The sequence below is a fragment of the Kosakonia sp. HypNH10 genome (assembly GCF_029850615.1).
GTDB classification, from domain to species: Bacteria; Pseudomonadota; Gammaproteobacteria; order Enterobacterales; family Enterobacteriaceae; genus Kosakonia; species Kosakonia cowanii.
Map to the genome: position 1 here is coordinate 644,831 of NZ_JAOTIU010000001.1, position 26,401 is coordinate 671,231.

General features: G+C 56.2%; 27 protein-coding genes and 1 pseudogene. 14 read left to right on the forward strand and 14 right to left on the reverse strand.

The features are described from left to right. Positions 1-2: 2 nt before the first annotated feature. Complete coding sequence (locus N7V53_RS03170; RefSeq protein ID WP_279792028.1) at positions 3-1,052, reverse strand: NAD(P)-dependent alcohol dehydrogenase; 1,050 nt, start codon at positions 1,050-1,052, stop codon at positions 3-5. A 110-nt stretch (positions 1,053-1,162) separates the two neighbouring features. On the opposite strand from N7V53_RS03170, the gene N7V53_RS03175 reads away from it, so the two are divergent. Together N7V53_RS03175 and N7V53_RS03180 are read left to right on the forward strand one after the other, a co-directional pair. Continuing rightward, positions 1,163-1,546 carry a helix-turn-helix domain-containing protein gene (locus tag N7V53_RS03175; protein ID WP_139568160.1) on the forward strand — a complete coding sequence of 128 codons (384 nt, stop codon included), beginning with the start codon at positions 1,163-1,165 and terminating at the stop codon, positions 1,544-1,546. 17 nt (positions 1,547-1,563) lie between these two features. Continuing rightward, positions 1,564-2,145, forward strand: coding sequence for a histidine phosphatase family protein (locus N7V53_RS03180; protein ID WP_279792031.1), 582 nt, complete (start codon positions 1,564-1,566; stop codon positions 2,143-2,145). Here the strand turns inward: N7V53_RS03180 and N7V53_RS03185 are convergent, their stop codons facing one another. Together N7V53_RS03185 and N7V53_RS03190 are read right to left on the reverse strand one after the other, a co-directional pair. Then, positions 2,146-3,039 (reverse strand): alpha/beta hydrolase-fold protein, encoded by an 894-nt coding sequence (locus N7V53_RS03185; RefSeq protein WP_279792032.1) that lies wholly within the window; start codon positions 3,037-3,039, stop codon positions 2,146-2,148. Positions 3,040-3,172: 133 nt separating this feature from the next. Continuing rightward, a complete protein-coding gene (locus tag N7V53_RS03190; protein ID WP_279792034.1) occupies positions 3,173-3,838 on the reverse strand; it encodes a DUF2625 domain-containing protein in 666 nt (221 codons plus the stop codon). A gap of 192 nt (positions 3,839-4,030) precedes the next feature. Here N7V53_RS03190 and N7V53_RS03195 point away from each other — a divergent pair, with 192 nt between their 5' ends. Continuing rightward, positions 4,031-4,489, forward strand: a complete 459-nt coding sequence (locus tag N7V53_RS03195; RefSeq protein ID WP_279792036.1) for a YbjP/YqhG family protein — start codon at positions 4,031-4,033, stop codon at positions 4,487-4,489. 10 nt (positions 4,490-4,499) lie between these two features. Here the strand turns inward: N7V53_RS03195 and N7V53_RS03200 are convergent, their stop codons facing one another. Together N7V53_RS03200 and N7V53_RS03205 are read right to left on the reverse strand one after the other, a co-directional pair. Beyond that, positions 4,500-5,102, reverse strand: coding sequence for a LysE family translocator (locus N7V53_RS03200; protein WP_279792038.1), 603 nt, complete (start codon positions 5,100-5,102; stop codon positions 4,500-4,502). A gap of 14 nt (positions 5,103-5,116) precedes the next feature. Then, complete coding sequence (locus tag N7V53_RS03205) at positions 5,117-5,503, reverse strand: NUDIX hydrolase (RefSeq protein WP_279792041.1); 387 nt, start codon at positions 5,501-5,503, stop codon at positions 5,117-5,119. A 104-nt stretch (positions 5,504-5,607) separates the two neighbouring features. Here N7V53_RS03205 and N7V53_RS03210 point away from each other — a divergent pair, with 104 nt between their 5' ends. Further along, positions 5,608-6,357, forward strand: coding sequence for a DeoR/GlpR family DNA-binding transcription regulator (locus tag N7V53_RS03210; RefSeq protein WP_076769609.1), 750 nt, complete (start codon positions 5,608-5,610; stop codon positions 6,355-6,357). A gap of 15 nt (positions 6,358-6,372) precedes the next feature. After that, the gene (locus N7V53_RS03215) at positions 6,373-7,122 is read left to right on the forward strand and encodes a nucleotidyltransferase domain-containing protein (RefSeq protein WP_279792047.1); all 750 of its coding nucleotides are present in this window, start codon (positions 6,373-6,375) and stop codon (positions 7,120-7,122) included. Here N7V53_RS03215 and N7V53_RS03220 read toward each other — a convergent pair. After that, a complete protein-coding gene (locus tag N7V53_RS03220; RefSeq protein WP_279792049.1) occupies positions 7,119-8,453 on the reverse strand; it encodes a PLP-dependent aminotransferase family protein in 1,335 nt (444 codons plus the stop codon). The two genes, N7V53_RS03215 and N7V53_RS03220, sit on opposite strands and share 4 nt — an antisense overlap. Before the next feature lie 102 nt (positions 8,454-8,555). Between N7V53_RS03220 and N7V53_RS03225 the strand changes: the two genes are divergently transcribed. From N7V53_RS03225 to rimO, 4 genes are all read left to right on the forward strand, one after another. After that, positions 8,556-9,446, forward strand: coding sequence for a DMT family transporter (locus N7V53_RS03225; protein ID WP_279792050.1), 891 nt, complete (start codon positions 8,556-8,558; stop codon positions 9,444-9,446). Between the two features lie 73 nt (positions 9,447-9,519). After that, entirely contained in the window at positions 9,520-9,876 is a 357-nt protein-coding gene (locus N7V53_RS03230) for a cupin domain-containing protein (protein WP_279792052.1), read from the forward strand. Next, complete coding sequence (locus N7V53_RS03235; RefSeq protein WP_279792054.1) at positions 9,873-10,184, forward strand: hypothetical protein; 312 nt, start codon at positions 9,873-9,875, stop codon at positions 10,182-10,184. The genes N7V53_RS03230 and N7V53_RS03235 overlap by 4 nt, the downstream gene beginning before the upstream one ends. Positions 10,185-10,336: 152 nt before the next feature. Beyond that, a complete protein-coding gene (rimO, locus tag N7V53_RS03240; RefSeq protein ID WP_023481461.1) occupies positions 10,337-11,662 on the forward strand; it encodes a 30S ribosomal protein S12 methylthiotransferase RimO in 1,326 nt (441 codons plus the stop codon). Positions 11,663-11,718: 56 nt separating this feature from the next. On the opposite strand, the gene N7V53_RS03245 is transcribed toward rimO, so the two are convergent. Further along, complete coding sequence (locus tag N7V53_RS03245; RefSeq protein WP_279792716.1) at positions 11,719-12,612, reverse strand: LysR family transcriptional regulator; 894 nt, start codon at positions 12,610-12,612, stop codon at positions 11,719-11,721. An 89-nt stretch (positions 12,613-12,701) separates the two neighbouring features. Here N7V53_RS03245 and N7V53_RS03250 point away from each other — a divergent pair, with 89 nt between their 5' ends. Beyond that, positions 12,702-13,472, forward strand: coding sequence for an NAD(P)H-dependent oxidoreductase (locus N7V53_RS03250; protein WP_279792055.1), 771 nt, complete (start codon positions 12,702-12,704; stop codon positions 13,470-13,472). 357 nt (positions 13,473-13,829) lie between these two features. Here the strand turns inward: N7V53_RS03250 and N7V53_RS03255 are convergent, their stop codons facing one another. From N7V53_RS03255 to N7V53_RS03265, 3 genes and pseudogenes are all read right to left on the reverse strand, one after another. Further along, the gene (locus tag N7V53_RS03255; RefSeq protein WP_279792056.1) at positions 13,830-15,425 is read right to left on the reverse strand and encodes an alpha/beta hydrolase; all 1,596 of its coding nucleotides are present in this window, start codon (positions 15,423-15,425) and stop codon (positions 13,830-13,832) included. 224 nt (positions 15,426-15,649) lie between these two features. Next, a pseudogene (locus tag N7V53_RS03260) lies at positions 15,650-15,784 on the reverse strand (hypothetical protein); the annotation flags it as partial. Between the two features lie 108 nt (positions 15,785-15,892). Continuing rightward, entirely contained in the window at positions 15,893-16,789 is an 897-nt protein-coding gene (locus tag N7V53_RS03265) for a LysR family transcriptional regulator (RefSeq protein WP_270222677.1), read from the reverse strand. 127 nt (positions 16,790-16,916) lie between these two features. Between N7V53_RS03265 and N7V53_RS03270 the strand changes: the two genes are divergently transcribed. Further along, positions 16,917-17,768: a nitroreductase family protein gene (locus N7V53_RS03270; protein WP_279792060.1), complete on the forward strand. Its 852-nt coding sequence runs from the start codon at positions 16,917-16,919 to the stop codon at positions 17,766-17,768. A 78-nt stretch (positions 17,769-17,846) separates the two neighbouring features. Here the strand turns inward: N7V53_RS03270 and gsiD are convergent, their stop codons facing one another. From gsiD to gsiA, 4 genes are read right to left on the reverse strand one after another with little or no spacing between them, the layout of a single operon-like run. Continuing rightward, positions 17,847-18,758, reverse strand: a complete 912-nt coding sequence (gene gsiD / locus N7V53_RS03275; protein WP_034813897.1) for a glutathione ABC transporter permease GsiD — start codon at positions 18,756-18,758, stop codon at positions 17,847-17,849. 2 nt (positions 18,759-18,760) lie between these two features. Next, positions 18,761-19,681 (reverse strand): glutathione ABC transporter permease GsiC, encoded by a 921-nt coding sequence (gsiC, locus tag N7V53_RS03280; protein WP_042716730.1) that lies wholly within the window; start codon positions 19,679-19,681, stop codon positions 18,761-18,763. Positions 19,682-19,730: 49 nt separating this feature from the next. After that, positions 19,731-21,269: a glutathione ABC transporter substrate-binding protein GsiB gene (gene gsiB, locus N7V53_RS03285; protein ID WP_076769606.1), complete on the reverse strand. Its 1,539-nt coding sequence runs from the start codon at positions 21,267-21,269 to the stop codon at positions 19,731-19,733. 33 nt (positions 21,270-21,302) lie between these two features. Continuing rightward, on the reverse strand, positions 21,303-23,174 hold the full coding sequence (gsiA, locus tag N7V53_RS03290; RefSeq protein WP_076769605.1) for a glutathione ABC transporter ATP-binding protein GsiA: 1,872 nt from the start codon (positions 23,172-23,174) through the stop codon (positions 21,303-21,305). Between the two features lie 170 nt (positions 23,175-23,344). Here gsiA and moeA point away from each other — a divergent pair, with 170 nt between their 5' ends. From moeA to N7V53_RS03305, 3 genes are all read left to right on the forward strand, one after another. Further along, a complete protein-coding gene (moeA, locus tag N7V53_RS03295) occupies positions 23,345-24,577 on the forward strand; it encodes a molybdopterin molybdotransferase MoeA (RefSeq protein ID WP_279792065.1) in 1,233 nt (410 codons plus the stop codon). Between the two features lie 2 nt (positions 24,578-24,579). Next, complete coding sequence (gene moeB / locus N7V53_RS03300) at positions 24,580-25,350, forward strand: molybdopterin-synthase adenylyltransferase MoeB (protein WP_279792067.1); 771 nt, start codon at positions 24,580-24,582, stop codon at positions 25,348-25,350. A 151-nt stretch (positions 25,351-25,501) separates the two neighbouring features. Beyond that, positions 25,502-26,401, forward strand: coding sequence for a glycyl-radical enzyme activating protein (locus N7V53_RS03305; protein WP_279792068.1), 900 nt, complete (start codon positions 25,502-25,504; stop codon positions 26,399-26,401).

Sequence of the window (26,401 nt, forward strand, 5' to 3'; positions counted from 1 at the left end):
GTTTACCAGCGCGTAGCCTGCATATCGATAACGAAGCGGTATTTCACATCGCCTTTCAGCATGCGGGCGAAGGCGCTTTCGATTGCTTCACCGCCAATCATCTCCACATCCGCCGTGATGCCGTGCTGCCCGCAGAAATCGAGCATCTCCTGCGTCTCGCGGATACTGCCGATTGACGAGCCGCTGATGCTCAGGCGGCGAAAGACCATCGGCGTGATATTGGGTGAGGCATGCGGCTGATCCGGAATACCCACCAGCACCAGGCGGCCGTTGGTTTTCAGCGTCGCCAGGTAGGGGTCGAGATCGTGCGGTGCCGCGACGCAGTCGATAATAAAATCCAGCGAGGTGTGGCAGGCGGCCATTTGCGCCGCATCGCGCGAAACAACTACGCGTTTTGCGCCAAGACGGCGGGCATCTTCGCCCTTCTCCGGCGAGGTGGTAAAGAGCGTTACCTCGGCGCCCATTGCGCTCGCCAGCTTAACCGCCATATGCCCTAACCCGCCAAGGCCGACGACGCCCACGGCATCACCCGCTTTTACGTTGAAGTGGCGCAGTGGCGACCAGACGGTAACGCCTGCGCAGAGCAGCGGCGCAACGCCCGCCAGCGGCAGGTTTTGCGGCACAGAGACAACAAAATCCTGATCGACAAACACGCTCTCGGCGTAACCACCCCAGGTGCTGTCGCCGGTGTATTTATCAATCCCGTTATAGGTGGCGGTAAAGCCCGCTTCGCAATACTGCTCTTCATGCTGTTTGCAGAAGTGGCATTCGCGGCAGGAATCGACCATCACCCCGACACCCACAATATCGCCGACCTGAAAGGCCGACACGCCCGCGCCGGTGGCGCTGACGCGGCCGACAATCTCATGTCCCGGCACCAGCGGATAGCGGCTTACCGCCCACTCGTTGCGCGCCATATGCAGATCGGAGTGGCAGACGCCGCAGTAAAGAATGTCGATTTTGACATCCTGGTTTTGCAGCGGACGAAGGGTAATGTCGCCGGATGTCAGCGGTTTTGCGGCATCGACCGCGACCAGTGCATTGATTTTCATAAGGCCTCCAGGTTGGGCTGGCGTTAATAACGTGAAGGCGGCAGACTATAGTCCGCAAGGTTCACAATTGATAGTAGTTACCATTTGGTGACCACAGATGAGGGCTTCTTATGCCAGCCTGGGTTGATGGCAAACTCTTTTTCTACGCGGATTCGCCGCCGCGCCGCCTGATGGATCTCTTCTCCGTCAAATGGAGCACGATGGTGCTACACGCGCTCTACCACTGGCCTGATGAGCGCGCCCGCACCGGCGAGTTGCAGCGTAGCTTGCAGGGGATCTCCAAAAAAATGCTCTTTCAGACGCTAAAAGAGCTGGAGCAGCGCGGCCTGATCGCCCGCCACGTTTATGACGTTGTCCCGCCGAAAGTCGATTACCGCCTCACGCCGCTTGGCAAAACCTTCGCCGGGCCGATTGAGCAGATGTACCAGTGGGGGCTGGAGAACCAGGCCGCGCTGGATGAGATGGAAGCCCATTACCGTAAAGCACAGGGCTAAAACGCACAGGAGCGTAAATGGAGATAGTTTTAATGCGTCATGGCGAGCCTGAATTCAGCGCTCAGCAGGGTTCCGCACGGGTCAAAGCCACGGACATGTCCGGCTGGATTGCAGGCTATGATGCCTCCGGCATCACTGGCGAACCCGATTGCCACGCCGTTCTGGCGGATAAACGCCGCGCTTTTATTATCAGCAGCCCGCTGCCGCGCGCCCGCGCGTCGCTACAGGCGATGAACCTCACCCCCGATCTGATAGCCGACGATCTGCATGAAGCGCCCTTACCGGTATTTAACCTCCCCTGGCTTCGCCTCTCGCCGCAGGCGTGGCTGGTGCTGTTTCGCCTCTGCTGGCTCAGCGGCGCGCTGGCAGGGCCGGAATCCAAAAAGCAGACGATGCAGCGGGCAGAGAAAATGGCGCTTACGCTGATCGCCCATGCGCAGCAGCATGAGCGCGTGCTCAGCATGGGGCACGGGGTGATCAACCGGCTGATTGCGCGCGAGCTGGAAAAGGCAGGCTGGGCAAAACGCGAGCACACCGGGAACGGCTACTGGTCATCAGTAACGTTCACTGCCGCCGGGCGCGATAACCCGGCGGCATAATCAGAGCGGCTGTTTCTCCGCCTGCGAGAGCTGAAGTAACGCCGCCTGTAGCGAGGCGGTGAACATCGCCCCGTGCGTCAGGCCGGGGAATAAGCGGTAAGTAGCCGGGACGCCATGCTGATTAAGCTGCGCAAGTGTGTTGCGAAGGCGCGGCAGCACGCCAGGCTCGCTGTTCTCATCCTGCGCGCGGCGATCCCCGTCCCCCTCCATCAGATAAAGGTGCTTGCCCGCCGCCTGCAGCGGCGAGACCGCTTCCATCGTTTTCAGCAACTGAAAATCATTGCGCGCCAGCGAAGGCACGGCGGAAAAAGTGGTGGTGAAAAAGGAGGAGGAGAGCCAGCTCTCCAGCACGAATAGCCCACCGTAAGAGTGCCCCCAAAGCCCGCGCTGCGCCGGGTTAACAGTAATCCCCTTTTCGACCGCTGGCGCGATAGTCTCCTCAAGCAACTGGCGAAAGGCGTCACTGCCGCCGCCCGCTCTGCCGCGCAGCTGCTGCGCGTCGGTGCCCGGCGGCGTGTAATCATACGCCCGACTATCGAGATCGAATGGCAGATCGGTTTGATACCCGACCGCCACCAGCACCGGCGGGTTGGCAGCGAAGAGTTTTTGTAAAAACGCCTCCGAAAGCTTATCCATCGCCGCGTTGCCATCCAGCATATAGAGCACCGGAAAACCGCCAGTCGGCGCGCTTTTGTTGGGCACACCTGTCCAGACGTTGTAGTGGCGTTTTCCATCCCGGGAATCGAACTGCTTTTGCGTGAAATGATAGTAAGCAGAGCCGCGATCGGCGATGTTCGGCCCGAGCGGTGCCATATCCGGCCGGGCATAACTTGTTTGCCAGGCGAGGAGCAGAGCCAGCGCCACCAGGCGCACGGCGTAAAAACGATAAAGCATGATCCCATTCTCCCTGTGCATCAGCCATGCACGCTTCCCCGCATCGGCTGAACTCAAAATGAGAGCAAACGTTAATGGGAATCATTATTGATTGCAACAGGTAAGCGGCAGCAAGTGTCGCTGCCCTGCCCCTTTACGACTTAGGGATAGACTCAGCCAGCTCCTGCGCGAGCCGCCACTGCTCCTCAATCGGCGTTACCGTGCGCTTGCGTTCATTAACCGACAGCTTTGGCTCGGTCCAGAGAAAGGGAAAGAAGGCGTAAACCTGCTCGCCGCCGAGGTTGCGCACCTCTTCCCGCCAGCCGGGCCAGCGTACCGTCTGGTAGAAGAGCGCCAGATCGCCGCACAGCGCCCACTCAATAAACGCGGAGTAGCCCACTTCCAGCCCTTCCCAGGCCAGCGCGTCCGGCGCGAAGTAGTAGACGTTGCCGATATCCTCTCCAAGCCCGCCGCCGTTGAGGGCAAAAAAACCGCCCGACGCATCATCGGCAATCAGCAGCGCTCCAAAAGATCCCGCGTCTGTCGCCGTTTGCGTCCAGCCCATCGGATCGCGCGCCAGCCGCGCACTGCCGGAGCCGAGAATACGCAGCCAGCCATCATCAATCAGCAGCCCGCCGGTTTCATACACCAGCGCCCCCAGCGGGGAGCGGGTGGTAACCTGTAATTGCAGCAGCGCCTGTTCGGCGCGGGCCTCCTCTTTCGTCAGCACCTCGTAAGGGTTGCTGGCCGCGTTAAGCCACTCCTGCACCACCGCCCAGCCGGGATCGTGCACATCGATAAGTTCAGTTAAGGTCTTCATCCGCTCTCCTGCAGGCGAGGTAAAAATCTCTGCCATCATACCGGAAAGCAGCACGCCATTAAGGCAGTGAAGGCCCTTTTCGACCTACCAGAATCTGCCCTGCCGGGGCGCATAAAAGGCTTTCTTCCGCCCTGGGTCAATGTCAGGATCAGCGCACTTTTTCTCTCCCACCTCTCTTTCGCAGGAATCGCCATGCGTCTGATTATCTCTCTACTGCTCGCCTGTTATCTGCCCTTCGCCAGCGCTAATACCGCCACCGACGTACAGAAAAACGTGACCGGGTTCTATAACTTCTATCTGCATGCCTTCGAGAACACGTCGCCGGACGAAGTGATCAAAACAGCGGAAATGCGGCACTATGTCTCCGCTACGTTGCTGAGGCGTATAGCTGAAATTTATCAGATGCCGGAGCAGGAGATCCTCGCAGCGGACTATTTCACCTACACCCAGGATTACGACCCCGCGTGGATCCCGCACCTCAAAGTTTCACCGGCGCGGCCCGATGGCGACAACATGCTGCTGGATGTCTGGCTGGGGATAGAAGATAACAAGCATTCTCATCTTCAGGTCTGGACGCGTAAAGAAGCGGGCGAGTGGAAAATCTGGCGGGTGGTTGACGCCGGAGAGCATTTTGAACAGAAGCTCTACTGACACCGCCCGCTTAGTGCAGCAGTGACAGGGCGGAGAAGATGAGTAACAGCGCGCCGCCCACCACATTCACCCCTTTTTTGAGCCGTGCCGGATTGGCTTTTTTCGCCGAAAAGACCAGCACGTTGCTCAACGCAATCAGCCATGCACCCATCACCAGCACATGCACGGTGGCCAGCAGCAGATAGTGGCTGACATCGCCTCGGCTGCCGGCAAATTGTGACACTACGGTGAGATAAAAAACGATCGCTTTCGGGTTGAGCACGTTTGCCAGCCACGCCTCTTTCAGCGTCACCGTCGGTCCGTCCGCGCGTAGCGTCATCTCACTCGTCTTTAACCCGCTGCGGATCAGCTGTACGCCAAGCCACATCAGATACGCCGCCCCCGCATACTTCAGCACGTTAAACAGCGCGGGAGAGGAGACGAGCATCGCCGTCACGCCAAGGCCAATCAGCAGCGCGTGGGTGTAGATGCCGAGCGCGGTGCCCGCCAGCGTGCGCAGTAACCCACCCCGCCCGCCGGCCAGCGCGCTGTTCATCGCGAGGGTAAAACTCGCGCCCGGAGAGAGCGCGACGGGTAAAAGCACGGGGATAAACCCCATGATGTTGATTTCCATTACATCCCGTTTCGTTAAGCCGGAGATGACTCCCGCGCGGCGCAGTCGGGGATCTCATCAACGGCGCTGTAAATCGTAAGGCCCCGCTCGCGCCCGATGCGCACATCGTTATCGGCCCCCGCCGAGTCGCCGGGCAGGCGTAAAATGGCATCGCAGTGTTGAATCAGGCGATGGGCGACGGGGTACAAAAAGACCTGGCTAATCTCATCGCCAATCTTCTTCGACCCGGCCGATTCCGCCAGCGGCATCGCCAGCCACTCGCCAATCACCGGCGTATGGCCTTTTTCGAATACCTTTGCGGCAACCCGCGTCATGGCATCGAGATTCTGTTTGATTAACGCATCATCACCGTTGGTGCCGCTGCGTACGGGTCCGGCAATTAAAATAAGCATGGCGTGCATAGTTTCCCCTGTAAACTGCGTAAAATTAGGATCGTCAGGCTGACAAGCGGCACGCTAACATGCATAATCGTGCAAGATCAAGATCAATCGTGAAAGGGGAAATCGTGTTATCCAGTCAACGTAAGCAGAAGATACTTGAGATGCTGGCGCGTGATAAGCAGGTATTGTCCCGTGAATTAAGCCAGCACTTTGCTATCTCTGAAGACTCTATTCGCCGGGATTTACGGGAGTTAGCGGCAGATGGCTTGCTGCAACGCGTCCACGGCGGCGCGCTGGCGGTGTCGGCAGCGATTGCGCCATTTGAAGTACGCAAAAGCGTGAACATTCATGCAAAACGCGTCATCGCGCAGAAAGCAGTCAATCTTATTCAGCCGGGCAATATCGTCATCATCGACGGCGGTACCACCTCGGAAGAGATGGTCACCCTGCTGCCACCGGATCTGGCCTTTACCGTGGTCACCCATAGCCCGACCATTGCCGCCGGATTGATTAACCTGCCGAATGTGGACGTGATCGTTATCGGCGGGCAGTTATATAAACACTCGATGGTCACCGTGGGCGCATCGATGATTGAGTCCATTCGCCGCATCAATGCTGACCTCTTTTTTATGGGCGTCACCGGTGTGCATGAGCAGGCAGGCTTTACCACCGGCAACTATGAAGAGGCCTGCGTCAAGCGCGCACTTTCGGAGCGCGCGGCGGAGACCGTGGTGCTGGCGTCGCCGGAGAAGATCAACTCCGCCTCGGCCTTTGGCATTGGCGATCTGACGCTCGCCAGCACGCTGCTGGTCGATGAGCCGCTCGATGAGAAGATGAGCGCCCTGTTCAAACAGTTGCAAATCAGCGTGCTGTAGCCGGAGGCGCTTTCAATGGTTGATGCCGACGGCTTTATCGCCTGTTTACCCGCCACCCCACTGCAACCGGCGTTTCGCCCGGTCGTCGATAACGTCATCGATCTGCTGTGCGCCAGGCTCGGCGCGCAGGTGCACAGTATTTACCTCTACGGCAGCGTGGCGAAAGCTACAGCGGTGGCAGGTGTGTCGGATCTCGACGTCTGCCTGATTACCCAATGCGCGCTGAACGCGGCGGAGCGCGATAGCGTTTGTGCAATTGCGGAGCATGTGCAGGCGCAGCATCCGCTTATCAGCAAAGTCGATTTTGATTGTGGCACGCTGGCAGAGGCGCTGGCCGACGAAAACCGGTTCAGCTGGGGTTACTGGCTTAAGCACCACTGCCGCTGCGTGGCGGGCGAGGATCTCTCCCTGCGCTTCACGCCTTTTACTCCCTCACGCGAGATTGCCGTGGCGGTAAACGGCGATTTCATTCCCGTCCTGCAAGGCTATCTTCAGCAACTGGCAGAGGCGGGCAATGCGCGACAAATTCAGCGAGCTGCGGCACGTAAACTGCTGCGCGCAACCAACCTGTTACGCCGCACAGAAGATAATGACTGGCCTGAGACGCTGGAGGAGTACGCCAGCCGGGTTATACAACGCTTTCCACAGCAGCAACAGGCGATCGGCTGGCTGCTGCAACAGTGCCACACGCCAGAGGATGATACGGCGCACTTCACCGCCCGGCTTAACGCGCTGATGCGCTGGCTGGATGAGGCGCGCCGCTAGCGGCTTGCTTCATACTCTATCGCTTCGCGGATGGACAGCAGTGCTTCGCGCAGGGTGTCGACAGCGACCGAACCGAGGGCAACACGCAGCGCCTGCGGCGTCGATTGCGCGGTGCAAAAGGGTGCGGCGGTTGAGAGGGAGATATTGTTATCCATCAACTGCTTCACCACCCGATCGGCACGCGACTCTTCAGCGAGCGGCAGCCAGGCAAAGTAAGAGTCGGGGTGGGTCACGCACGGCAGCCCGGCCAGTGTTTCTTGCAGGATGCGCTGGCGCAGCCGGGCATCTTCCAGCTTGCGCTTTTCCAGCCGGGCTACCGTGCCATCCGCTATCCAGTGGCTGACCAGCGAGGTCATGAGCGACGGCGCATTCCACGTCGTGGCGCGGATGGCCCGCTCCAGCGCAGGCCGCAGCGCGGGCGGGCAGATCACCACTCCGACCCGCAGACCGGTCGCCACATTTTTTGAAAATCCACTGACATAAACCGTCCTTTCCGGCGCAAAACAGGCGAGCGGCGGCGGCGCGCGGCGAACCAGCCAGGCGTAGGCTGCATCTTCAATGATTAGCAGATCGTGAGCGCGAGCAATATCGGCCAGGGTTTTGCGCGACTGACGGTTCATCACCCAGCCCAGCGGGTTATGCATTGTCGGCATGGTATACACCGCACGAATACGCCGCTGCTGGCAGAGCTGGTGCAATGCGGCCAGATCCGGGCCATCCTGCGCTGCCGGAATTGCCACCAGCTCCAGATGATAAAGCTCGGCCAGCGCCTTAAAACCGGGATAGGTCAGCGCGTCCACCGCCACCACATCGCCCGGTTTAAGCAGCCCCATAACCGTAACGGTCAAACCGTGTTGCGCACCATTCACCAGCAGCAGATCCTCAGCCGCCGGGCGAAACGCGCCCTGCGTAAAGTGCCCGGCGAAAACTTCTCGCTCGGTGATGCGCCCGCCATGAGGCTGATAACGCAGATGCGCCTCAATATTGCCCTCCACCGCCGTGCGTTTGAGGGCCTCGCGCAGCAGCTCGCCCTGCCCGCTCACTGCCGGGTAGTTGAAGTTGAGATCCAGCACATCGCTGGCGACGGCAAGCTGATCGATACCGTGACCGGGAGGGAGCGCAATCTCTCTGACGAAGGTGCCGCGGCCGGTTTCACCGCTGACCAGCCCCATCGCTTCCAGCTCGCGATAGACGCGGGTGGCTGTCGCCAGCGAAATATGCTCCTGCCCGGCGAGGCAGCGGTGCGTCGGTAAACGCGTGCCGGGCGGCAGCTCACCGGCACGGATCTGCACAGCGAAGCGATCAACCAGCTGTTTGTAGCGCGCTTTCATCAAATGTATCCATGACAATAATTTGATTGTCTTAAGTGGCTCAACCTACCATTCAGCCCATCAATGCTCAAGCTCCCACTAATCAGTGATAACGAGGTCAAGATGGCGAATTCCGCGCTAAACAAACCGGCACATTCCGCGCTGGCAGGCTGGCTCAACGGCCTGCTGGGGGTAGTGATTTTCAGCGGCTCGCTACCCGCCACGCGCATCGCCGTGCTGGAGATGTCGCCCTTTTTCCTCACCTTTCTGCGCGCCTCGCTCGCCGGGTTGCTGGCGATTGTTCTTGTTTGTGTCTTGCGCGAACCGCGCCCGCAGCGCGCGCAGCTTTTCTCGCTGCTGATCGTCTCCGGCGGCGTGGTGATTGGTTTTCCGCTTCTGACCGCGCTGGCGCTACAGCACGTCACGTCCGCCCACTCGATTGTCTTTCTCGGCCTTCTGCCGCTCTGCACGGCGATTTTTGCGCTGCTGCGCGGCGGCGAGCGGCCAAAGCGCGCCTTCTGGCTCTTCTCACTGCTTGGCAGCCTGCTGGTGGTGGCCTTCGCGCTGGCGCAGAGCCACGCCGTTTCGCTGACCGGCGATCTGCTGATGCTGGCGGCGGTGGTAGTGTGCGGGCTGGGCTATGCCGAAGGGGCAACCTTAACCCGTACGCTCGGCGGCTGGCAGGTGATCTGCTGGGCGCTGATCCTGTCGCTTCCGGTGATGCTGCCCGCCGCCTGGCTGACGCAACCCGGCACGCTTGTTGATATCAGCGTGCAAGCCTGGTGCGCACTGGGCTACGTTTCGCTCTTCAGCATGCTGATCGGCTTTATCTTCTGGTATAACGGCCTTGCCCGCGGCGGGATTGCCGCCGTTGGTCAGCTACAGCTGTTGCAGCCCTTTTTCGGCCTTGCTCTCTCCGCCCTGTTGCTCAACGAGCGTGTCAGCCCGCTAATGCTACTGGTGACGCTGGGCGTGATCCTCTGCGTGATTGGCTCGCGAAAGTGCGCCCGCTAATTCAGGCAGCTTATGCCGTGCGTCGATACCCGGTATAACGGTGGTTAAGAGACGCTAACACCAGGAGAAGTAAATGATTTCCAAAGAGAATGCCGAGCATTATAACTGGGGCGAGGGATGCGACGGCTGGTACCTGGTGAAGCGGCCAGAGATGATGATCATCCATGAGAAAATGCCCGCCGGAACGCAGGAGCAGCGCCATTATCACTCCGTATCGCGGCAATTTTTCTTTGTGCTCAGCGGCGTGCTGACGATGGAGCTGGAAGGCGAAAAGCAGCACATTGCTGCCCTACAAGGGATTGAGATCCCGCCATTAGCGAAACATCAGGCGCGCAATGATTCCGATGCGGCGGTTGAGTTTATCGTCTTCTCTCACCCCACTCCGCGCGGTGACCGCACCGATGTTGCGCAGCAGGAAAAGAGCCAATGATAAACCAGAGTGCGGAAGCGATACGTATTCTTACCGCAAATATCCACGTGCCGTATGGCATTTTCAGCATCATTGACGGCAGCGGTTACTTTCCGCCGCTGGCCTTTCTGAATGAGTTCTTGTTACGGGGCAGCGATCCTTGCGACCAGGATTGCCGGATGGGCACCTGGCGCCCCTTTGCGCTGACTTCTGAGGAGTATGCCATCGTTAAAAACTGGTGGCTGGAGACCAACGAAAACGCGGTGATCACACACCTTGGCTGTGCGTGCTGGGATGACTGGGTGCAGGAGATTCTTGATCCTGTCTAAAGTCTTTGCGCACACCCGCAGGCAGCAATCTATAAAGAAGCAAAATAACTTACCGCACGCGATGCCGCTGCGCTGATAATCCGCTATAAATCCCGCCCGGAACTCTGTACAATCCCTCGCCTAAGATCCTATAACTGATTACTTTTTGAACTATGAGCAATGTGAACCTGCAGCCGAAAATCGGCTTTGTCTCTCTTGGCTGCCCAAAAAATCTCGTCGACTCCGAACGCATCCTTACGGAGCTGCGTACCGAAGGTTACGATGTCGTCCCGAGCTACGATGATGCCGATATGGTGATCGTCAATACCTGCGGTTTTATCGACAGCGCCGTGCAGGAGTCGCTGGAAGCGATCGGCGAAGCGCTGAATGAAAACGGTAAAGTGATTGTCACCGGCTGTCTGGGTGCAAAAGAGGATCAGATCCGCGAAGTGCACCCGAAAGTGCTGGAGATCACCGGCCCGCACAGCTATGAGCAGGTTCTCGCCCATGTTCATCACTATGTGCCAAAACCGCAGCACAACCCCTTCTTAAGCCTGGTGCCGGAACAGGGCGTGAAACTGACGCCGCGCCACTATGCTTACCTGAAAATTTCCGAAGGCTGTAACCACCGCTGCACTTTCTGCATCATTCCGTCGATGCGTGGCGATCTGGTAAGCCGCCCGATTGGCGATGTGCTCTCTGAGGCGAAACGCCTGGTTGATGCCGGCGTTAAAGAGCTGCTGGTAATTTCGCAGGACACCTCTGCGTACGGCGTTGATGTGAAGCACCGCATGGGCTTTCACAACGGCGAGCCGGTGAAAACCAGCATGGTTGGTCTTTGCGAACAGCTGGCGAAACTCGGTGTCTGGACGCGTCTGCACTACGTTTACCCCTACCCGCACGTGGATGACGTGATCCCGCTGATGGCGGAAGGCAAAATTCTGCCCTACCTCGACATCCCGTTGCAGCACGCCAGCCCGCGCATTCTGAAGCTGATGAAGCGCCCTGGCGCGGTCGATCGCCAGCTGGCACGCATCAAGCGCTGGCGCGAAATCTGCCCGGAGCTGACGCTGCGCTCCACCTTTATCGTCGGCTTCCCTGGCGAAACCGAAGAAGATTTCCAGATGCTGCTCGACTTCCTGACCGAAGCGCGCCTCGATCGCGTCGGCTGCTTCAAATACAGCCCGGTTGAGGGTGCCACCGCCAACGAACTGGCGGATCAGGTGCCGGAAGAGGTGAAAGAGGAGCGCTGGAACCGCTTTATGCAGCTGCAACAGCGCATCTCCGCCGAGCGTTTGCAGGAGAAGATTGGTCGCGAAATCCTGGTGATGATCGACGAAGTGGATGAAGAAGGCGCGATTGGCCGCAGCATGGCCGATGCCCCGGAAATCGACGGCGCGGTCTACCTGAACGGTGACACTAACGTCAAACCAGGCGATATAGTTCGCGTGAAAGTGGAGAACGCCGACGAGTATGACCTGTGGGGCACACGCGTTTAAGCGATAAAAAAACCCGGCACCCGCCGGGTTTTTTGTGCTTAAGAATGACCCACTATTTATATCGAACAGGCGATGCGCTCACGTAGCCACTGATGAGCGAGATCGCGGTGAACACGTTCGGGCCAGAGCATAACCATCTCAAATCCCGGAACCTCAACAGGCGACTCAGTGATCTGCAGCGCATCGTTTTCACACACAAGCCGCCACGGCACCATTGCAACCAGATCGGTACTCTTCAGGACCGCAGTAAGCAGCAGGAAATTTGGCACAGAGAGTGATACACGGCGCGTCATCCCCCTTTCGGCAAGGGCGATATCTGTCACACCATGAAATCCCGCCCCCTCCGGTGAAACAATGGCATGCTCAAGCTGACAGAACTTCTCAAGCGAAAGTGGGCTATGCAAATGAGGATGCCCTGCGCGTCCAGCAAGCACATAACGTTCTGTGAACAACGTGCGGCGATGTAAATTTACTGGTGCTTCGTCACTTGTCATAAAAGCAAGATCGATCTCTCCTTGTTCCGCTTTCCTTGCTACTTGTGAAGGAGGACTTTGTACAACTGCCATGCGTGTAGCTGGCGCAGCACTGCGTAACATTGCCAGGGCGGGCTCCAGGATAGTCATTGCACCATAATCAAAAGCAGCGACATGCCAGTGCTGATTTGCCAGCGCTGGGTTGAAGGTGCCTGAAGGAGCAATCACTTTTTGGATAGCGGCTAATGCATGCTGCAGAGGTTCACGAAGCTCGTCGGCGCGCGCCGTGGGCCGCATACCACGCGGGCCTGGCAGGAGCAAAGGATCGTCAAATATTTCCCTCAGTCTGGCGAGTTGCACGCTGACTGTAGGCTGCGACAAGTGTAAGCGTTCAGCGGCGCGCGTAACACTATGTTCTGACAAAAGTGCATCAAGCGTAACCAACAGATTTAAATCAATATTTCTTAAGGTATTAATCATTTCAATACCGGGTATTTTAGAAATTCATTTTAACTATACCAGATGGGGGGCTAGTGTGTCGGGACTTACTTAAAAGGACTATTTATATGAATATTCTTCTTGTCCATGCCCAGCCTGAAACCACGTCATTAACACATCACCTTGTCAATATTGCCCAGGAGTTATTAACGGCTCAGGGGCATACCGTTATTCAATCGGATCTTTATGCTATGGGGTGGAAAGCAGTATTTGACGGCGAAGACTTTCCTGATCGAATCAATACTGAACGCCTGTCCTTTATTGAAGAGTCGAAGCACGCCTTTACACACGGCCAACAGACAGCAGATGTCGAACAAGAACAACGCAAGGTCCAGGCCGCCGATGCGGTTATCTTTCTTTTTCCGCTCTGGTGGTTCAGCATGCCCGCAATTATGAAAGGCTGGATAGAGCGGGTGTGGGCGTATGGCCTGGCATATGGGTATAAGGATAAAGGCAACGCGCATCGTTATGGAGAAGGTGCTTTTAGAGGTAAGCGTGCGCTACTGGCCGTTTCGGTTGGTGGTCCAGAACGTGATTATTCTCACAGGGGCATTAATGGCCCGCTGGAGCAACTACTCTTTCCCATCACGCACGGAACCCTTTTTTACACGGGAATGGAGGTATTACCCACGTTTGCTGTTTACGGTAGCGGGCGGATCGGCACTGACGCCTTATTTGAGGCGGAAGCCAACTGGCGCGGCCGGCTGGCAGGGCTGTTTGACGACATTCCGATTCCCTTCCGCGCGCAAAATGCGGGAGATTACCCTGATCGTCATGTGCTGTCCGATCACCTTGCCCCGGGACAAAAAGGGCTTGCAGTGCATATTGCCGATACTTAATAACGTTCTGAAACTGACATAAGCAGTGTCAGGACGGTAAAGCTATTTGTTACTAAAAGATGGCTCCCACTTCCTGACTCGGTCCGCTTCGTGCCAGAAGCGGAACTCAACGAAGTGCCAAGGTTTAAGTCCCTTTCTTGAGTAAGAAGCGTCGGCAGGAATCAATGTTAAACCTATGGAAACCCGCCTACTTGAACTGTAAAGGATGCCAAGCAACACATATACGTAGCAGAGGAACATGTAGCGGCGCACTGAATTGATAGCACTGGTCATACGTGGCCTGCGATCAGGCGTTAATTGTTTAGTCAAAGGCGGGGCATATTTAAATATTGCACCGCCTTTTAAAAGGATAGCCAATCAAGAAAGAACAAAACATTTCCAATCATCTTTATAAGTTATACCATTTCGATTTAATGCAGGGATTTTTTCATTAATTAGATAATATAAATCATTAAACACTTCACAAGCTTCGGCGTAGTAGCTGTGGCCAAGAGAGAATAAGGGTTTTGTTATTTTACTGACATCTATCGTATCTGCGTTATCCATAACTAGTGGTGGGGCCGAATTACCTGCTCTCTGGTATTTATGTACTGCAGTAGATATATTTACTGGAATGTCATTTATAGAGGAATATAAAGTCACATTTTCAAATGCATTAAAGTAATTTGATGTGTTTTTCATTTTATCAGAATCAACATCCGGGGCTGCGAACACAACAGTATGAACTTTGTCTTGTCGGCCATTCCACTGCTTAATTACATCTACAAGTGCTCGGTTTCCCATGCTGTGGGCAATAATATGCAATTTTGATAATTTTAATTCATCTGTAATTAAATCAATAAACTCTTCCAGATGTGTGGTGCTCCAGTCAATTGTTGCTTCATCAACTGTATAGGATTCAACTTGAGCTTTAGAAGCCCAACTAAAACAGAATGTTAACCCGGAAAATTTTAGGTCAAATTTTAATTGAGCCGCTCTGTAGATGGCATCATCAAAACTACAGTTATAACCATGAATAAATAAAAGGCCTTCCTTTTCAGTACTTTCTTGCTGTAAAGATAACTTCCATTGTTCTTTATCCATCAAGTCAATGGAGTGAATAACTATATGCTGATTGACATTTTCTGTTGTATTTTTCCAGAATTTCCACCACTTCTCTGGCCTTTCTATTTCTCCTTTTTTATGTAAATCAGGTACGGTGACCAGAGAGCGACCGACCCTGAGTTGCTCGCTTCTCTCAACACTATTGTTTCGTTCATTTGTAAAATATAACCCTTCTGTATAATATGAATTTTTTCTGTTAGTTCCCCAGAAAATGCTTAAAGGTGTATATCCATTTTTTAGTTTTGTTTTTTCATCTGTTAAAATAGAATTACTTGTTATTTCAATGTTGCTGTACGTTGAGTTTTTTATTATTTCAAAGTCACCCACTGATGGTCTACGCTTATCAAATGTTTCTTTTACTTCTTCAGCAAGAACTTCCATCTCATGTCTGGAAAGAAATGATTCTCTTTTCTTTAAAATACTCTCTATTATGAAGTTATACACATCATCTGATTTGCTATGGCGTTTATTATTTTTATTCAACACAGATTCATTGATTTTTCCTAAAGCTAAGTAAATGTCTTCTTTGAATCTTTCCGATCTAATAATATGATAATTAACATAGTGGTCAAGCGCACCGACTTTTATGATATTGATTAATCTTAATGCCGCCCGATCATCAATATATCTTTGTTGTTTTCTTGTGTTGATGATTCCTTGTATTTTATAAATATCATTTTCAGGGAGCAATGATAATAACCTGTCCTCCTGCTCCCGAAAATCATCTATAAAAATTAAATCAAATAGCTTTTTATATGATATTTTTCTTAATTGTTGTTTGTCATCGGAAATCTTTAAATACAATGCTGATAATAGTATGTCAGCTTCAGATAATCTTTGGATTTTCATTGGGCTCACTTAAATAAATATTACTGTTACAGGAGGTGGTGTCGTATAACATACAAATATCTAGCCACCATTTCAACATGTTACAGTAGATAAATTACTACAATATCAGTCTGTAGTCGAGTTGGCCGAAATGATTTCGATTAATGCTTTAATTCTATGAGAGAATTGTGAATAATCAATCGGTGGTGCCCTATTGACGGCTATTTATTGGTGAGAGCAACGTTCTAGGGCAGAAATTCAGCCACTTTATTGGAAGACCACTTCGACAGTACGCTTAGGATATGGCGAAGTTAAACCTCCAGTTCGATGCCAATGAGCCTGCACGTACCGAACAGACCGTACAGCAGCGCACCACGCTCTGAAGTGATTAACTGAATTTTGCTACTTGGACAAATATGTAAATATCCGCTCCTCGCTCAAAGCAGCCCCCCAGCGCAGTTAGTTAGTTCTCCCCAAGCCTGAACCTTTCAATTATTTTCAGAGAATCTGGCTACCATCCAGTCGATAAATATCCTCACCCGAGCATTCAACTGCCTGGTAGGGGGATAAATGATTGAGACCGGAAACTGCCTGTGTGTTAGCTCTTCAAGAACAGGAACAAGCTCGCCTGATTCAATAAAGCGCCTGGCTACGGAGGCATGAGTTTGTCCGATGCCCATGCCGTGTACCAGCATGCTAATCAACGCTGCACTGTCATTGGCGGAGATATCAAAAGCGCCTAACTGCTTATCCTCTCCCCTGGTGCGGAAACGCAGAGGCCAGGCTTCACCTGTCGCGGCACTAAAGTATCCGACGATGCTGTGTCCATTCTCAAGGTCAGAAAGGTTTTTCGGCACCCCACACTGTTCAAGGTAGCCAGGGCTTGCACAGGTGATTAAGCGATCTTTATAGAGTGTGCGTGCAATCAAGGAAGAGTCCGCCAGCTCCCCTGCGCGAATGGCACAATCAACGCCCTCTTCAATGAGATTAACCGGACGATCGCCGATCCCAAGCGCCAGCTGAATATGAGGATAGCGTTCACGAAACTCTTCCAGCACTGGCATAAGAACAAAATTAGCCAGCGAGGAGTGAAGGTCGATTCGCAGCCTCCCTTTCGCAGCCGCACCAATGTCCCGCATTGCGCCTTCGGTCTCATCAAGTTGGGTGACGAGCTTGCTGATCCGTCTGTAATACTCCGCGCCCTCAGTCGTTAACGCGATAGAGCGGGTGGTGCGCTGGATGAGTTTCGTTCCCAGATGCGCTTCTAACGCTTTGAGATTTTTACTGACAGTGGAGCGCGGCAAACTCAGGTGTGCTGCGGCCTTTGTGAAAGAGCGCGTCTCAACGATGCGCTGAAATGTGCGTATAGCTAACAGGTGATCCATTGTCATACTCCAGACTATCTCGTCTGATTGTACACACAGATGAAAACTGAAGTCATAAATTAGGGGATTATCCCGTTTGCCACTCCAGCTATCCTGCGGTCATCAAATGCACTGAAGGAGAGCAAACATGACTGAAGTTAAAGCAAAACGGCAGGCATTACTTGAGGCCCGATATGGTACAGAGCAACAAAAACCAGACAACCTAATCTGGACTCCGCAGGTTGAAGCCCTTCTGAGCCATAAATCGGTCAGGACCTTTCTGCCACATCCGCTTCCGGAAGGCGCAATAGAGACAATGGTTGCTGCGGCGCAGTCGGCATCAAACTCCTCTGCTCTCAACCAGTGGAGCCTGGTGGCCATCACGGACCCGCAGCTAAAACAGCGGATTTCCGACACGGTAGCCCGTTCGGTTCCTGTGGATCGTATTCCGTGGATTGAGGAAGCTCCCGCATTGCTACTCTGGGTGGCGGATCTGTCACGCGCTGCCGGATTAACAGAGGATGCGGGGAAAGCGCCGGTTGTATTCGACTACCTTGACTCTTTCCTGATGGCTTCGATTGATGCCGCACTTGCCGCGCAGAATGCGGCAATAGCAGCCGAATCTATCGGCCTGGGGATAGTCTATCTCGGCATTATGCGTAATATCGCAAAAGAGGTCGCGGAAATAATAAACCTGCCTGAGTACAGCTTTGTCACCTTTGGTATGGCGGTAGGATTGCCGGATGAGAGCAGGACCAGCAGCATTCGGCCGCGACCCGCTCAGCCAATGGTGCTGTATTACAATCAATACGAACAGGATCGGTATCGCGACTATCTTGAACGGTATGAAACCGCTTATCAGGCATTCCGTTGCCGCCAGAAGATGAGCGACAAAACCTGGGCTGGCTCCGTAGTTGAGTCCGCAACCAGCATGGATTATTTAGGCGGCAGAGACAAATTACGCGAAACGATAATACAACGCGGTTTCAGATTGAAATAACGGAAGGTATCAACCTTCCGCCAGTTTTCAGGGCTCATCTGCTGAGCCCTCAGGGCTGGTTTAAGACCCCGCTTTTTCTCACCCCTTAATTTTCGGGTCCAGCGCGTCGCGCAGTCCATCTCCCAGCAAATTAAACGCCAGCACCGTGACAAAAATCGCCAGCGACGGGAAGAGCGCTACATGTGGAGCGATGACCATATCCGCGCGGGCTTCGTTGAGCATCGCGCCCCACTCTGGCGTCGGTGGCTGTGCGCCGAGGCCAAGGAACGAGAGGCTGGCCGCTGAGATAATCGAGGTGCCAATGCGCATGGTGAAATAGACCACGATGGAGGAGACCGTACCCGGCAGAATATGGTGGAAGAGGATCACCGCGTCGCTGGCACCGATGCTGCGCGCCGACTCGATAAAGGTTTGCTGTTTCAGCACCAGCGTATTACCGCGCACCAGCCGGGCAAATGCCGGCACGGAAAAGACCGCCACGGCGATAATCACATTCGCCATGCCGCTGCCCATTACCGCCACCACGGCAATCGCCAGCAAAATACCGGGAAAGGCGAACAGCACATCGCAGATGCGCATAATGATGCGATCCCACCACCCTTCGTAGTAGCCCGCCAGCAGCCCCAGCACGGTGCCGATCGCCGCGCCAATCAGCACCGCGAAGACACCCGCTGCCAGCGAGATCTGCGCGCCCACCAGCACACGGCTAAAGATATCCCGCCCGAGCGAGTCGACACCGAACCAGTGCACCAGCGATGGCCCCTCGTTCAGCCGGTCATAATCGAAGTAGTTCTCCGCATCAAAGGGGGCGATCCACGGCGCAATCACCGCCAGCAGGATCAGCAGCAGAACAAACAGCCCGGCGGTCATGGCCACGGGCTGACGGCAGAAGCGCCGCCAGAACTCATGCCATGGAGTGCGCACATGACCCGGTTTTACCGTGGGCATGGCATTTAAAATCGCCTGTCGACGCCAGTTTAACAATCGCATCCTTACTTATACCTGATAGCGGGATTTAGGGCGGCGTAGAGAACATCCACCACTAAGTTGATAAGAATAAACTCCAGCGAGAAGAGCAGCACTTCCGCCTGAATCACCGGGTAGTCGCGCATCTCCACCGAGTCGACCAGCAAACGACCAAGCCCCGGCCAGTTGAAGACCTTCTCCACCACAATCGACCCGCCGAGCAGGAAACCAAACTGCAGCCCCATCATCGTCACTACCGGGATCATGGCATTGCGCAGGCCGTGCTTGAGGATCACCCACTTTTCGCTGACGCCCTTTGCCCGCGCGGTGCGCATATAGTCCTCATTGAGCACCTCGACGAACGAGGCGCGGGTGAAGCGCGCCATCACCGCCGCCACCGCCGCGCCAAGGGTCAGCGACGGCAGAATATAGTGTTGCCAGCTCTCAGCGCCGACGGTTGGCAGCCAGCCCAGCTCAACGGAGAAGACCTGCATCAGCAGCATCCCGAGCGCAAAGGCCGGGAACGAAAGCCCCGTCACCGCAACCGCCATCCCCAGATGATCGGGCCAGCGGTTGCGCCACACGGCGGCGGCGATACCCGCGCCGAGCCCAAACAGCATCGCCCACAGCATGCTGGTAAGGGTGAGCAGGAAGGTCGGCATAAAGCGGCTGGCGATCTCTTCCACCACCGGGCGGCGCGACGCCATCGACACGCCGAAATCCCCCTGCAGAACGCTGGTGACGTAGTGCCAGAACTGCACCCACAGCGGCTGATCCAGCCCGAGCTGTCGACGCACCAGTTCAATCACCTCGGCATCCGCTTCCGGCCCGGCAATCAGGCGCGCCGGATCGCCCGGCAGCAGGTGGACAAACAGAAACACCAGCACAGCCACAATCAGCAGCGTCGGAATCAGGCCCAGCAAGCGTTTAATAATATAATTCAGCATCTCATCTTCCCTCACTCCGCCCCCAGTTCAGCAAGGCGGCGTGAGTTATCTATTGCAAATCGGCATTATCAAAACTAAAGCCGGTATCCGGCATGATGTAAAAACCGGTCAGCTTTTTGTTATGCGCGGAAACCAGCTTCTCCACCACCAGCGGCACCCACGGCGACTCTTTCCAGAGGATATCCTGCGCCTCTTTATAGAGACGCGCTTTTTCATCTGTGCTGGTGGTTTTCAGCGCGTCGGCCAGATCTTTATCCACCTGCGGGTTGCTGTAGAAGGCGGTGTTGAACTGCGTCGGCGGCCAGTTCCATGAGGCAAACAGCGGCGAGAGCGCCCAGTCCGCTTCTCCGGTCGAGGAAGTCCAGCCGGTATAGAACATACGCACACCGCTCTGCTTCTGCCCTTTCGCTTCAACTTCCGCCGCGCGTTGCCCGGCATCCATCGCCGTCACCTGCACTTTAATCCCCACCTGCGCCAGTTGCTGCTGGGTAAATTGCAGCACCTTCTGCGCGGTGCTGTGATTATGGGAAGACCAGAGCGTGGTGGTGAAGCCCTGCGGATAGCCCGCCTCTTTCAGCAGCTCGCGCGCTTTAGCCGGATCGTACGGCCAGGGTTGATAGCTCTGCGAATAGGCGATGGTCGGCGGCAATACGCCGGTCGCTGGCGTGGCAAAACCGGCAAACGCCACTTTCACCAGCGCCTGGCGGTTAATGGCGTAGTTGATCGCCTCGCGCACTTTCGGGTTGTCGAACGGCTTTTGCGTCACGTTCATGCTGATGTAGCGCTGCATAATTGATGGGCTGGTGACCAGCTCAAGCTTACTGTTTCGTTTCAGCACCGCCGCCTGCTCATAGGGGATGGGGAAGGCGAACTGCGCCTCGCCGGTCTGCAACATCGCCGCGCGGGTGTTGTTATCCACCACCGGACGCCAGGTGATGGAGTCCAGCTTCGGCAGGCCTTGCTGCCAGTAGCCGGCAAACTTTTTCACCTTCACAAAATCGGTCTGGTTCCACGCTTCCAGCGTATAGGGGCCGGTGCCGACCGGGTGGAAACCGATCTCTTTGCCATATTTTTTCAGCGCCGCAGGCGAAATCATCGCCGAGGCCGGGTGGGCAAGGATATTGATAAACGCCGAGAAGGGCTGCTTGAGGGTGATCTTCACCGTGCTCTCATCGACCGCCTCGGTGCTGGCAATATTTTTATAGAGGTTGTAGCGCTTAAGGCTGTTAGCCGGGTTGCTGGCGCGGTCGAGGTTCGCTTTCACCGCTTCGGCGTTAAAATCGGTGCCGTCCTGGAACTTCACCCCTTTGCGCAGCTTGATGGTGTAGACCAGTCCGTCGTCGGAGACGGTGTAACCCTCTGCCAGCACATTGACCAACTTCATCTCTTTATCGAGGCCAAACAGCCCCTGATAGAAGGACTTAGCGACCGCCTGCGAGAGCGTGTCGTTGGCGTCATAGGGATCAAGGGTGGTGAAGTTGGAACCAACCGCTACCACCACATCTTTCGCGGCAAAAGCCGGGAGGGCGGTCAGCGCGACAACCACGCCTGCAACGGCCCGCCAGTGTCGGGAAATGATCTCTGTCATGCTGCTCTCCTGAAAAACCCTGTCTGTCATCAATTAAAAACGCGACTGCGTGCTGCCGGGCGTCGTTCTGGCGACGAAGTGCCCCGGCCCCACGTTTTGCAGCTGTACGCGCTGCATTGTTTCCCCGCGTTTACGAATATTACTCGGCATATCATCGGATAAGAGCACCCGCTGCGGCGGCTGGTGGGCAGGATCGGCCACCGGCACCGCCGACATCAGCTTGCGGGTATAGGGGTGCTGCGGGTTTTCAAACACCGCGCGGCGCGGGCCGATCTCAACAATCTGCCCGAGATACATCACCGCCACACGGTGGCTGATCCGCTCCACGACCGCCATATCATGGGAGATAAAGAGAAACGCGATCCCCAACTCGCGCTGCAAATCGAGCAGCAAATTGATGATCTGTGCGCGTATCGAGACATCCAGCGCCGAGACGGACTCATCAGCGACCACCACGCGCGGGTTCAGCGCCAGCGCGCGGGCGATGCAAATACGCTGGCGCTGACCGCCGGAAAACTCGTGCGGATAGCGCCAGGCGTGCTCCGGCTTCAGCCCGACGCGCTCCAGCAGCCACTCCACGCGCTGGTGGGCTTCCGCTTTGCCGAGAAGATTGTGCACGCGCAGCGGCTCAATAATCGAATCGCCCACCGTCTGGCGCGGGTCGAGCGAGGCATACGGATCCTGAAAAATAAACTGAATATCACGGCGCACCAGCTTCATCTTATGATCCGGCAGGGTGTCGATGCGCTCGCCGTTAAAGGTAATCGAGCCGCCCTGGCTCTCCACCAGCCGCAGCAGCGCGCGTCCGGTGGTCGATTTTCCGCTGCCCGATTCGCCGACAATCGCCAGCGTTTCGCCGGGCCAGAGATCGAAGCTGATGCCCTCCACCGCATGCACCTCTTTGGTGATGCGATTAAGCAAGCCGCCGCGCAGGGGGAAGCGCGCCACCAGGTCGCGAACCTGCAAAATCGGCTCGCCGGGCACCACAGTATCCTGCTCCGTTTCCGGCTCCTGCACCTGCGGATTTTTCGCCGAGATGAGCGGGAAGCGGCGCGGCAGATCGCTGCCGTTCATCGCGCCAAGCTTCGGCACCGCCGCCAGCAGCGCTTTGGTATAGGGGTGCTGCGGGTTGCGGAAGACGCACTCGACGCTGCCAGTCTCCACCGCTTCGCCCTGGTTCATCACCAGCACGCGATCGGCGATATCCGCTACCACGCCCATATCGTGGGTAATAAAGATCACCCCCATCGACATCTCTTTTTGCAGCACGGCAATGAGTTGCAAAATCTGCGCCTGAATCGTGACATCCAGCGCGGTGGTTGGCTCATCGGCAATCAGCACCGCCGGGCGACAGGAGAGCGCCATGGCGATCATCACTCGCTGGCGCATGCCGCCGGAGAGTTGATGGGGAAAACTGGAGAGAATGGATTGCGCTTCGGGAATGCGTACCAGGTCGAGCATACGCCGGGCTTCGCGCATCGCCTGCTCGCGGCCCAGTTTCTGATGGAGGCGAATCGACTCGGCAATCTGCTCACCAACCGGGAAAACCGGGTTGAGCGAGGTCATCGGCTCCTGGAAAATCATCGCGATATCCGCCCCGCGCACGCTGCGCATCTGCGAGGAGGAGAGCGTGTTGATATCGACCTTCTGGCGGTTGCGCCGCGTCAGGCAGATATGATCGCAGTTCACTTCGCCGCCCGCCTGCTCAATCAACTTGAGCAGCGAGAGCGCGGTAACCGACTTCCCGGAGCCAGATTCGCCGACAATCGCCAGCGTTTCGCCCCGTTTCAGATTAAAAGAGAGGTTACGTACCACCGGGGTAAGCTGCTTCTCATGGCTAAATGCGATATTCAGATTGCTGACGTCAAGAACCACGTCTGCCTCTGGTTCAAAGCCTTGCGACACCCCACTCTCCTTTTCTACGATAGCTGCCTTTGGGAAAGACGATTTCTGAATATAGGAAGTCGTTACAACGATGTAAAGCAATGTGATAACAATGAGGTAGACGCAAGTCATATTGACCCCTCCCCTTTTCTGCCATAATGGCCGCTTCTCGCGTTGACTGGATAGAAATTATGGAATCTGCAAATGGCCTGATCTCGCTGGAGACGGCGCTGTCGAAAATGCTGTCACGCATTTCACCGCTCACTGAGCACGAAACCCTGCCGCTGCTCGCCTGTTTTGGCCGCGTAGTCGCGCAAGATGTTATCTCCCCGCTGAATGTCCCCGGTTTTGATAACTCGGCGATGGACGGCTACGCCGTGCGCCTGGCGGATCTCAACGGCGGCAACGCGCTGCCGGTGGCGGGCAAAGCCTTTGCCGGGCAGCCCTTTAGCGGCGAGTGGCCGCAAGGCACCTGCATACGCATTATGACCGGCGCGCCGATCCCGGCGGGCTGCGAAGCGGTGGTGATGCAGGAGCAGACGGAGCAGACCGACGACGGCATCCGTTTTACCGCCGAGGTGCGCGCTAATCAGAACATTCGCCGCGCGGGCGAAGATATCGCTAAAGGGGCCAGCGTCTTTACGGCGGGCACAAAACTGACCGCCGCTGAACTGCCGGTGCTGGCCTCCCTCGGTATTGCCGACGTGAGCGTGGTGCGCAAAGTGCGCGTAGCCCTCTTCTCCACCGGTGATGAACTGCAACTGCCGGGCCAGCCGCTGGCTGACGGGCAGATTTACGACACTAACCGCCTGTCGGTCCACCTGATGCTGGAACAACTTGGTTATGAGGTGATTAACCTCGGGATTGTGCCGGACGATCCGCAAAAACTGCGCGACACCTTTATCGCCGCCGACAGCCAGGCGGATGTGGTGATCAGCACCGGCGGCGTGTCGGTGGGCGAAGCGGACTACACCAAAACCATTCTTGATGAGCTGGGTGAAATCGCCTTCTGGAAGCTGGCGATCAAACCGGGCAAACCCTTTGCGTTCGGCAAGCTAACAAATAGCTGGTTCTGCGGCCTGCCGGGCAACCCGGTCTCCGCCACCCTCACCTTCTACCAGTTGGTGCTGCCGCTGCTGGCGAAACTGAGCGGCAATTGCGCGGATGTGACGCCACTGCGTTTTCGTGCGCGCGTTATCGGCGGGCTGAAAAAGTCGCCGGGGCGTCTCGATTTCCAGCGCGGAATTGTCAGCCGCGGCGAAGATGGCACGCTTGAAGTGCGCACCACCGGCCACCAGGGCTCGCATATTTTCAGCTCCTTCAGCCAGGGCAACTGCTTCGTGGTGCTGGAGCGCGAGCGTGGCAATGTGGCGGCGGGCGAATGGGTAAATGTGGAGATGTTTAACCATCTCTTCGGAGGCTAACGATGGCAGAAGAGCTCAGCGACAGCGAGATGATGCGCTACAACCGGCAGATTACTCTGCGCGGGTTCGATTTTGACGGCCAGGAGCGGTTAAAAGCCGCGCGCGTACTGGTGGTCGGGCTCGGCGGCCTTGGCTGCGCGGCGGCGCAGTATCTGGCAGCGGCGGGCGCAGGCACCATGACGCTGCTCGATTTCGATACGGTAGCGCTGTCAAACCTGCAGCGCCAGACGCTGCACGGCGATGCGGATATCGGTAGCGCTAAAGTTGACTCTGCCCGCGAATCGCTGCTGCGTATCAACCCGCATGTCGAGTATGTCACCGTTAATGCCCTGCTTGATGAAGCGGCGCTGTTCGCGCAGATTGCCGCGCACGATCTGGTGCTGGACTGCACCGATAATGTAGCGATCCGCAACCAGCTCAACGCTGGCTGTTTTCAGCATAAAGTGCCGCTGGTCTCCGGCGCGGCGATCCGCATGGAGGGGCAGATCAGCGTCTTTACCTGGGCGGACGGCGCGCCGTGCTACCGCTGCCTGAGCCGCCTGTTTGGCGAGAATGCGCTGACCTGCGTGGAAGCAGGCGTGATGGCACCGCTGGTCGGCGTTATCGGATCGATGCAGGCGATGGAAGCGATTAAGGTGTTGACCCATTACGGCACGCCCGCCGCGGGCAAGATCGTGATGTACGATGCGATGCAGTGCCAGTTCCGCGAGATGAAGCTTATGCGCAATCCGCAGTGTGAAGTGTGCGGCGATGGCGCATCGCCCACGGCTTAATTGCCGGATGACGGCGGTTTTGTAGGCCGGGTAAGCGCAGCGCCACCCGGCAATTTCCCTTTCGGGCACAAGGCGCAAACCGCGAACCCCATCACAACAACTTTCATTCGAAAGCTATTTAATCTCCATATGAAATATATGGAGATGGTCGATGATTTTCAATATTCAGCGCTACTCAACCCATGACGGCCCCGGCATCCGCACGGTGGTGTTTCTGAAAGGGTGCCCGCTGCGCTGCCGCTGGTGCCAGAACCCGGAAAGCCGCGCCCGCTCGCGCGACCTGCTGTTTGACCCTCGCCTCTGCCTTACCGGCTGCGATTTGTGCCAACGCGCCGCGCCTGCGGTAATTCAACGCGCGCAAAATCATCTCCTAATCCAGCGTGGAAAGATTACCGATAACGCGCTGGATGCCCTCACCGGCTGCTGCCCGACCGAAGCGTTAAGCGTGTGCGGCGAGAAGAAATCCGTGGCGGAGATGATGGCGACGGTGCTGCGCGACAAACCCTTTTACGATCGCAGCGGCGGCGGCGTGACCCTCTCCGGCGGCGAGCCCTTTATGCACCCCGAACTTTCAGAAGCGCTGCTGCGCGAGAGCCATCAGCAGGGCATCCACACCGCCGTTGAAACCTGCCTGCATGTGCCGTGGCGTTATATCGAACCCTCTCTGCCGTGGGTGGATCTCTTTCTCGCCGATCTTAAACATGTCGATGAGAATGCGTTTCGTAACTGGACGAACGGTTCCGCCGCGCGGGTGCTTGATAATTTGCAACGCCTCGCCCGCGCCGGGAAAAAGATGATTATTCGCGTGCCGCTGATCCCCGGCTTTAACGCCGATAAAGCCTCCATTGAAGCTATCACTACTTTCGCTGCCGACCAGCTGCGCGTCGGCGAGATCCACTTTCTGCCCTATCACACGCTGGGCATGCAGAAGTTTGACCTGCTCGGCGAAACCTGTACCGCCCCTGAAAAGCCGCTCGACGACCCTGAACTGCTGGCATTCGCCGCGGCATTTGCCCGCCAGAAAGGGCTGGCGACGACACTGCGAGGATAA

Excerpts from the sequence above, each read along its gene's own strand:
- N7V53_RS03215 (WP_279792047.1), top strand. The coding sequence starts at position 6,373 with ATGGTTGATGCCGACGGCTTTATCGCCTGTTTACCCGCCACCCCACTG.
- N7V53_RS03170 (WP_279792028.1), bottom strand. The coding sequence starts at position 1,052 with ATGAAAATCAATGCACTGGTCGCGGTCGATGCCGCAAAACCGCTGACA.
- gsiC (WP_042716730.1), bottom strand. The coding sequence starts at position 19,681 with ATGCTGAATTATATTATTAAACGCTTGCTGGGCCTGATTCCGACGCTG.
- N7V53_RS03270 (WP_279792060.1), top strand. The coding sequence starts at position 16,917 with ATGACTGAAGTTAAAGCAAAACGGCAGGCATTACTTGAGGCCCGATAT.
- N7V53_RS03185 (WP_279792032.1), bottom strand. The coding sequence starts at position 3,039 with ATGCTTTATCGTTTTTACGCCGTGCGCCTGGTGGCGCTGGCTCTGCTC.
- N7V53_RS03250 (WP_279792055.1), top strand. The coding sequence starts at position 12,702 with ATGAATATTCTTCTTGTCCATGCCCAGCCTGAAACCACGTCATTAACA.
- N7V53_RS03195 (WP_279792036.1), top strand. The coding sequence starts at position 4,031 with ATGCGTCTGATTATCTCTCTACTGCTCGCCTGTTATCTGCCCTTCGCC.
- N7V53_RS03190 (WP_279792034.1), bottom strand. The coding sequence starts at position 3,838 with ATGAAGACCTTAACTGAACTTATCGATGTGCACGATCCCGGCTGGGCG.
- N7V53_RS03200 (WP_279792038.1), bottom strand. The coding sequence starts at position 5,102 with ATGGAAATCAACATCATGGGGTTTATCCCCGTGCTTTTACCCGTCGCG.
- N7V53_RS03205 (WP_279792041.1), bottom strand. The coding sequence starts at position 5,503 with ATGCACGCCATGCTTATTTTAATTGCCGGACCCGTACGCAGCGGCACC.
- N7V53_RS03180 (WP_279792031.1), top strand. The coding sequence starts at position 1,564 with ATGGAGATAGTTTTAATGCGTCATGGCGAGCCTGAATTCAGCGCTCAG.
- N7V53_RS03305 (WP_279792068.1), top strand. The coding sequence starts at position 25,502 with ATGATTTTCAATATTCAGCGCTACTCAACCCATGACGGCCCCGGCATC.
- N7V53_RS03230 (WP_279792052.1), top strand. The coding sequence starts at position 9,520 with ATGATTTCCAAAGAGAATGCCGAGCATTATAACTGGGGCGAGGGATGC.
- N7V53_RS03220 (WP_279792049.1), bottom strand. The coding sequence starts at position 8,453 with ATGAAAGCGCGCTACAAACAGCTGGTTGATCGCTTCGCTGTGCAGATC.
- gsiB (WP_076769606.1), bottom strand. The coding sequence starts at position 21,269 with ATGACAGAGATCATTTCCCGACACTGGCGGGCCGTTGCAGGCGTGGTT.
- N7V53_RS03255 (WP_279792056.1), bottom strand. The coding sequence starts at position 15,425 with ATGAAAATCCAAAGATTATCTGAAGCTGACATACTATTATCAGCATTG.
- N7V53_RS03265 (WP_270222677.1), bottom strand. The coding sequence starts at position 16,789 with ATGGATCACCTGTTAGCTATACGCACATTTCAGCGCATCGTTGAGACG.
- gsiD (WP_034813897.1), bottom strand. The coding sequence starts at position 18,758 with ATGCGATTGTTAAACTGGCGTCGACAGGCGATTTTAAATGCCATGCCC.
- N7V53_RS03175 (WP_139568160.1), top strand. The coding sequence starts at position 1,163 with ATGCCAGCCTGGGTTGATGGCAAACTCTTTTTCTACGCGGATTCGCCG.
- rimO (WP_023481461.1), top strand. The coding sequence starts at position 10,337 with ATGAGCAATGTGAACCTGCAGCCGAAAATCGGCTTTGTCTCTCTTGGC.
- moeB (WP_279792067.1), top strand. The coding sequence starts at position 24,580 with ATGGCAGAAGAGCTCAGCGACAGCGAGATGATGCGCTACAACCGGCAG.
- N7V53_RS03235 (WP_279792054.1), top strand. The coding sequence starts at position 9,873 with ATGATAAACCAGAGTGCGGAAGCGATACGTATTCTTACCGCAAATATC.
- N7V53_RS03225 (WP_279792050.1), top strand. The coding sequence starts at position 8,556 with ATGGCGAATTCCGCGCTAAACAAACCGGCACATTCCGCGCTGGCAGGC.
- moeA (WP_279792065.1), top strand. The coding sequence starts at position 23,345 with ATGGAATCTGCAAATGGCCTGATCTCGCTGGAGACGGCGCTGTCGAAA.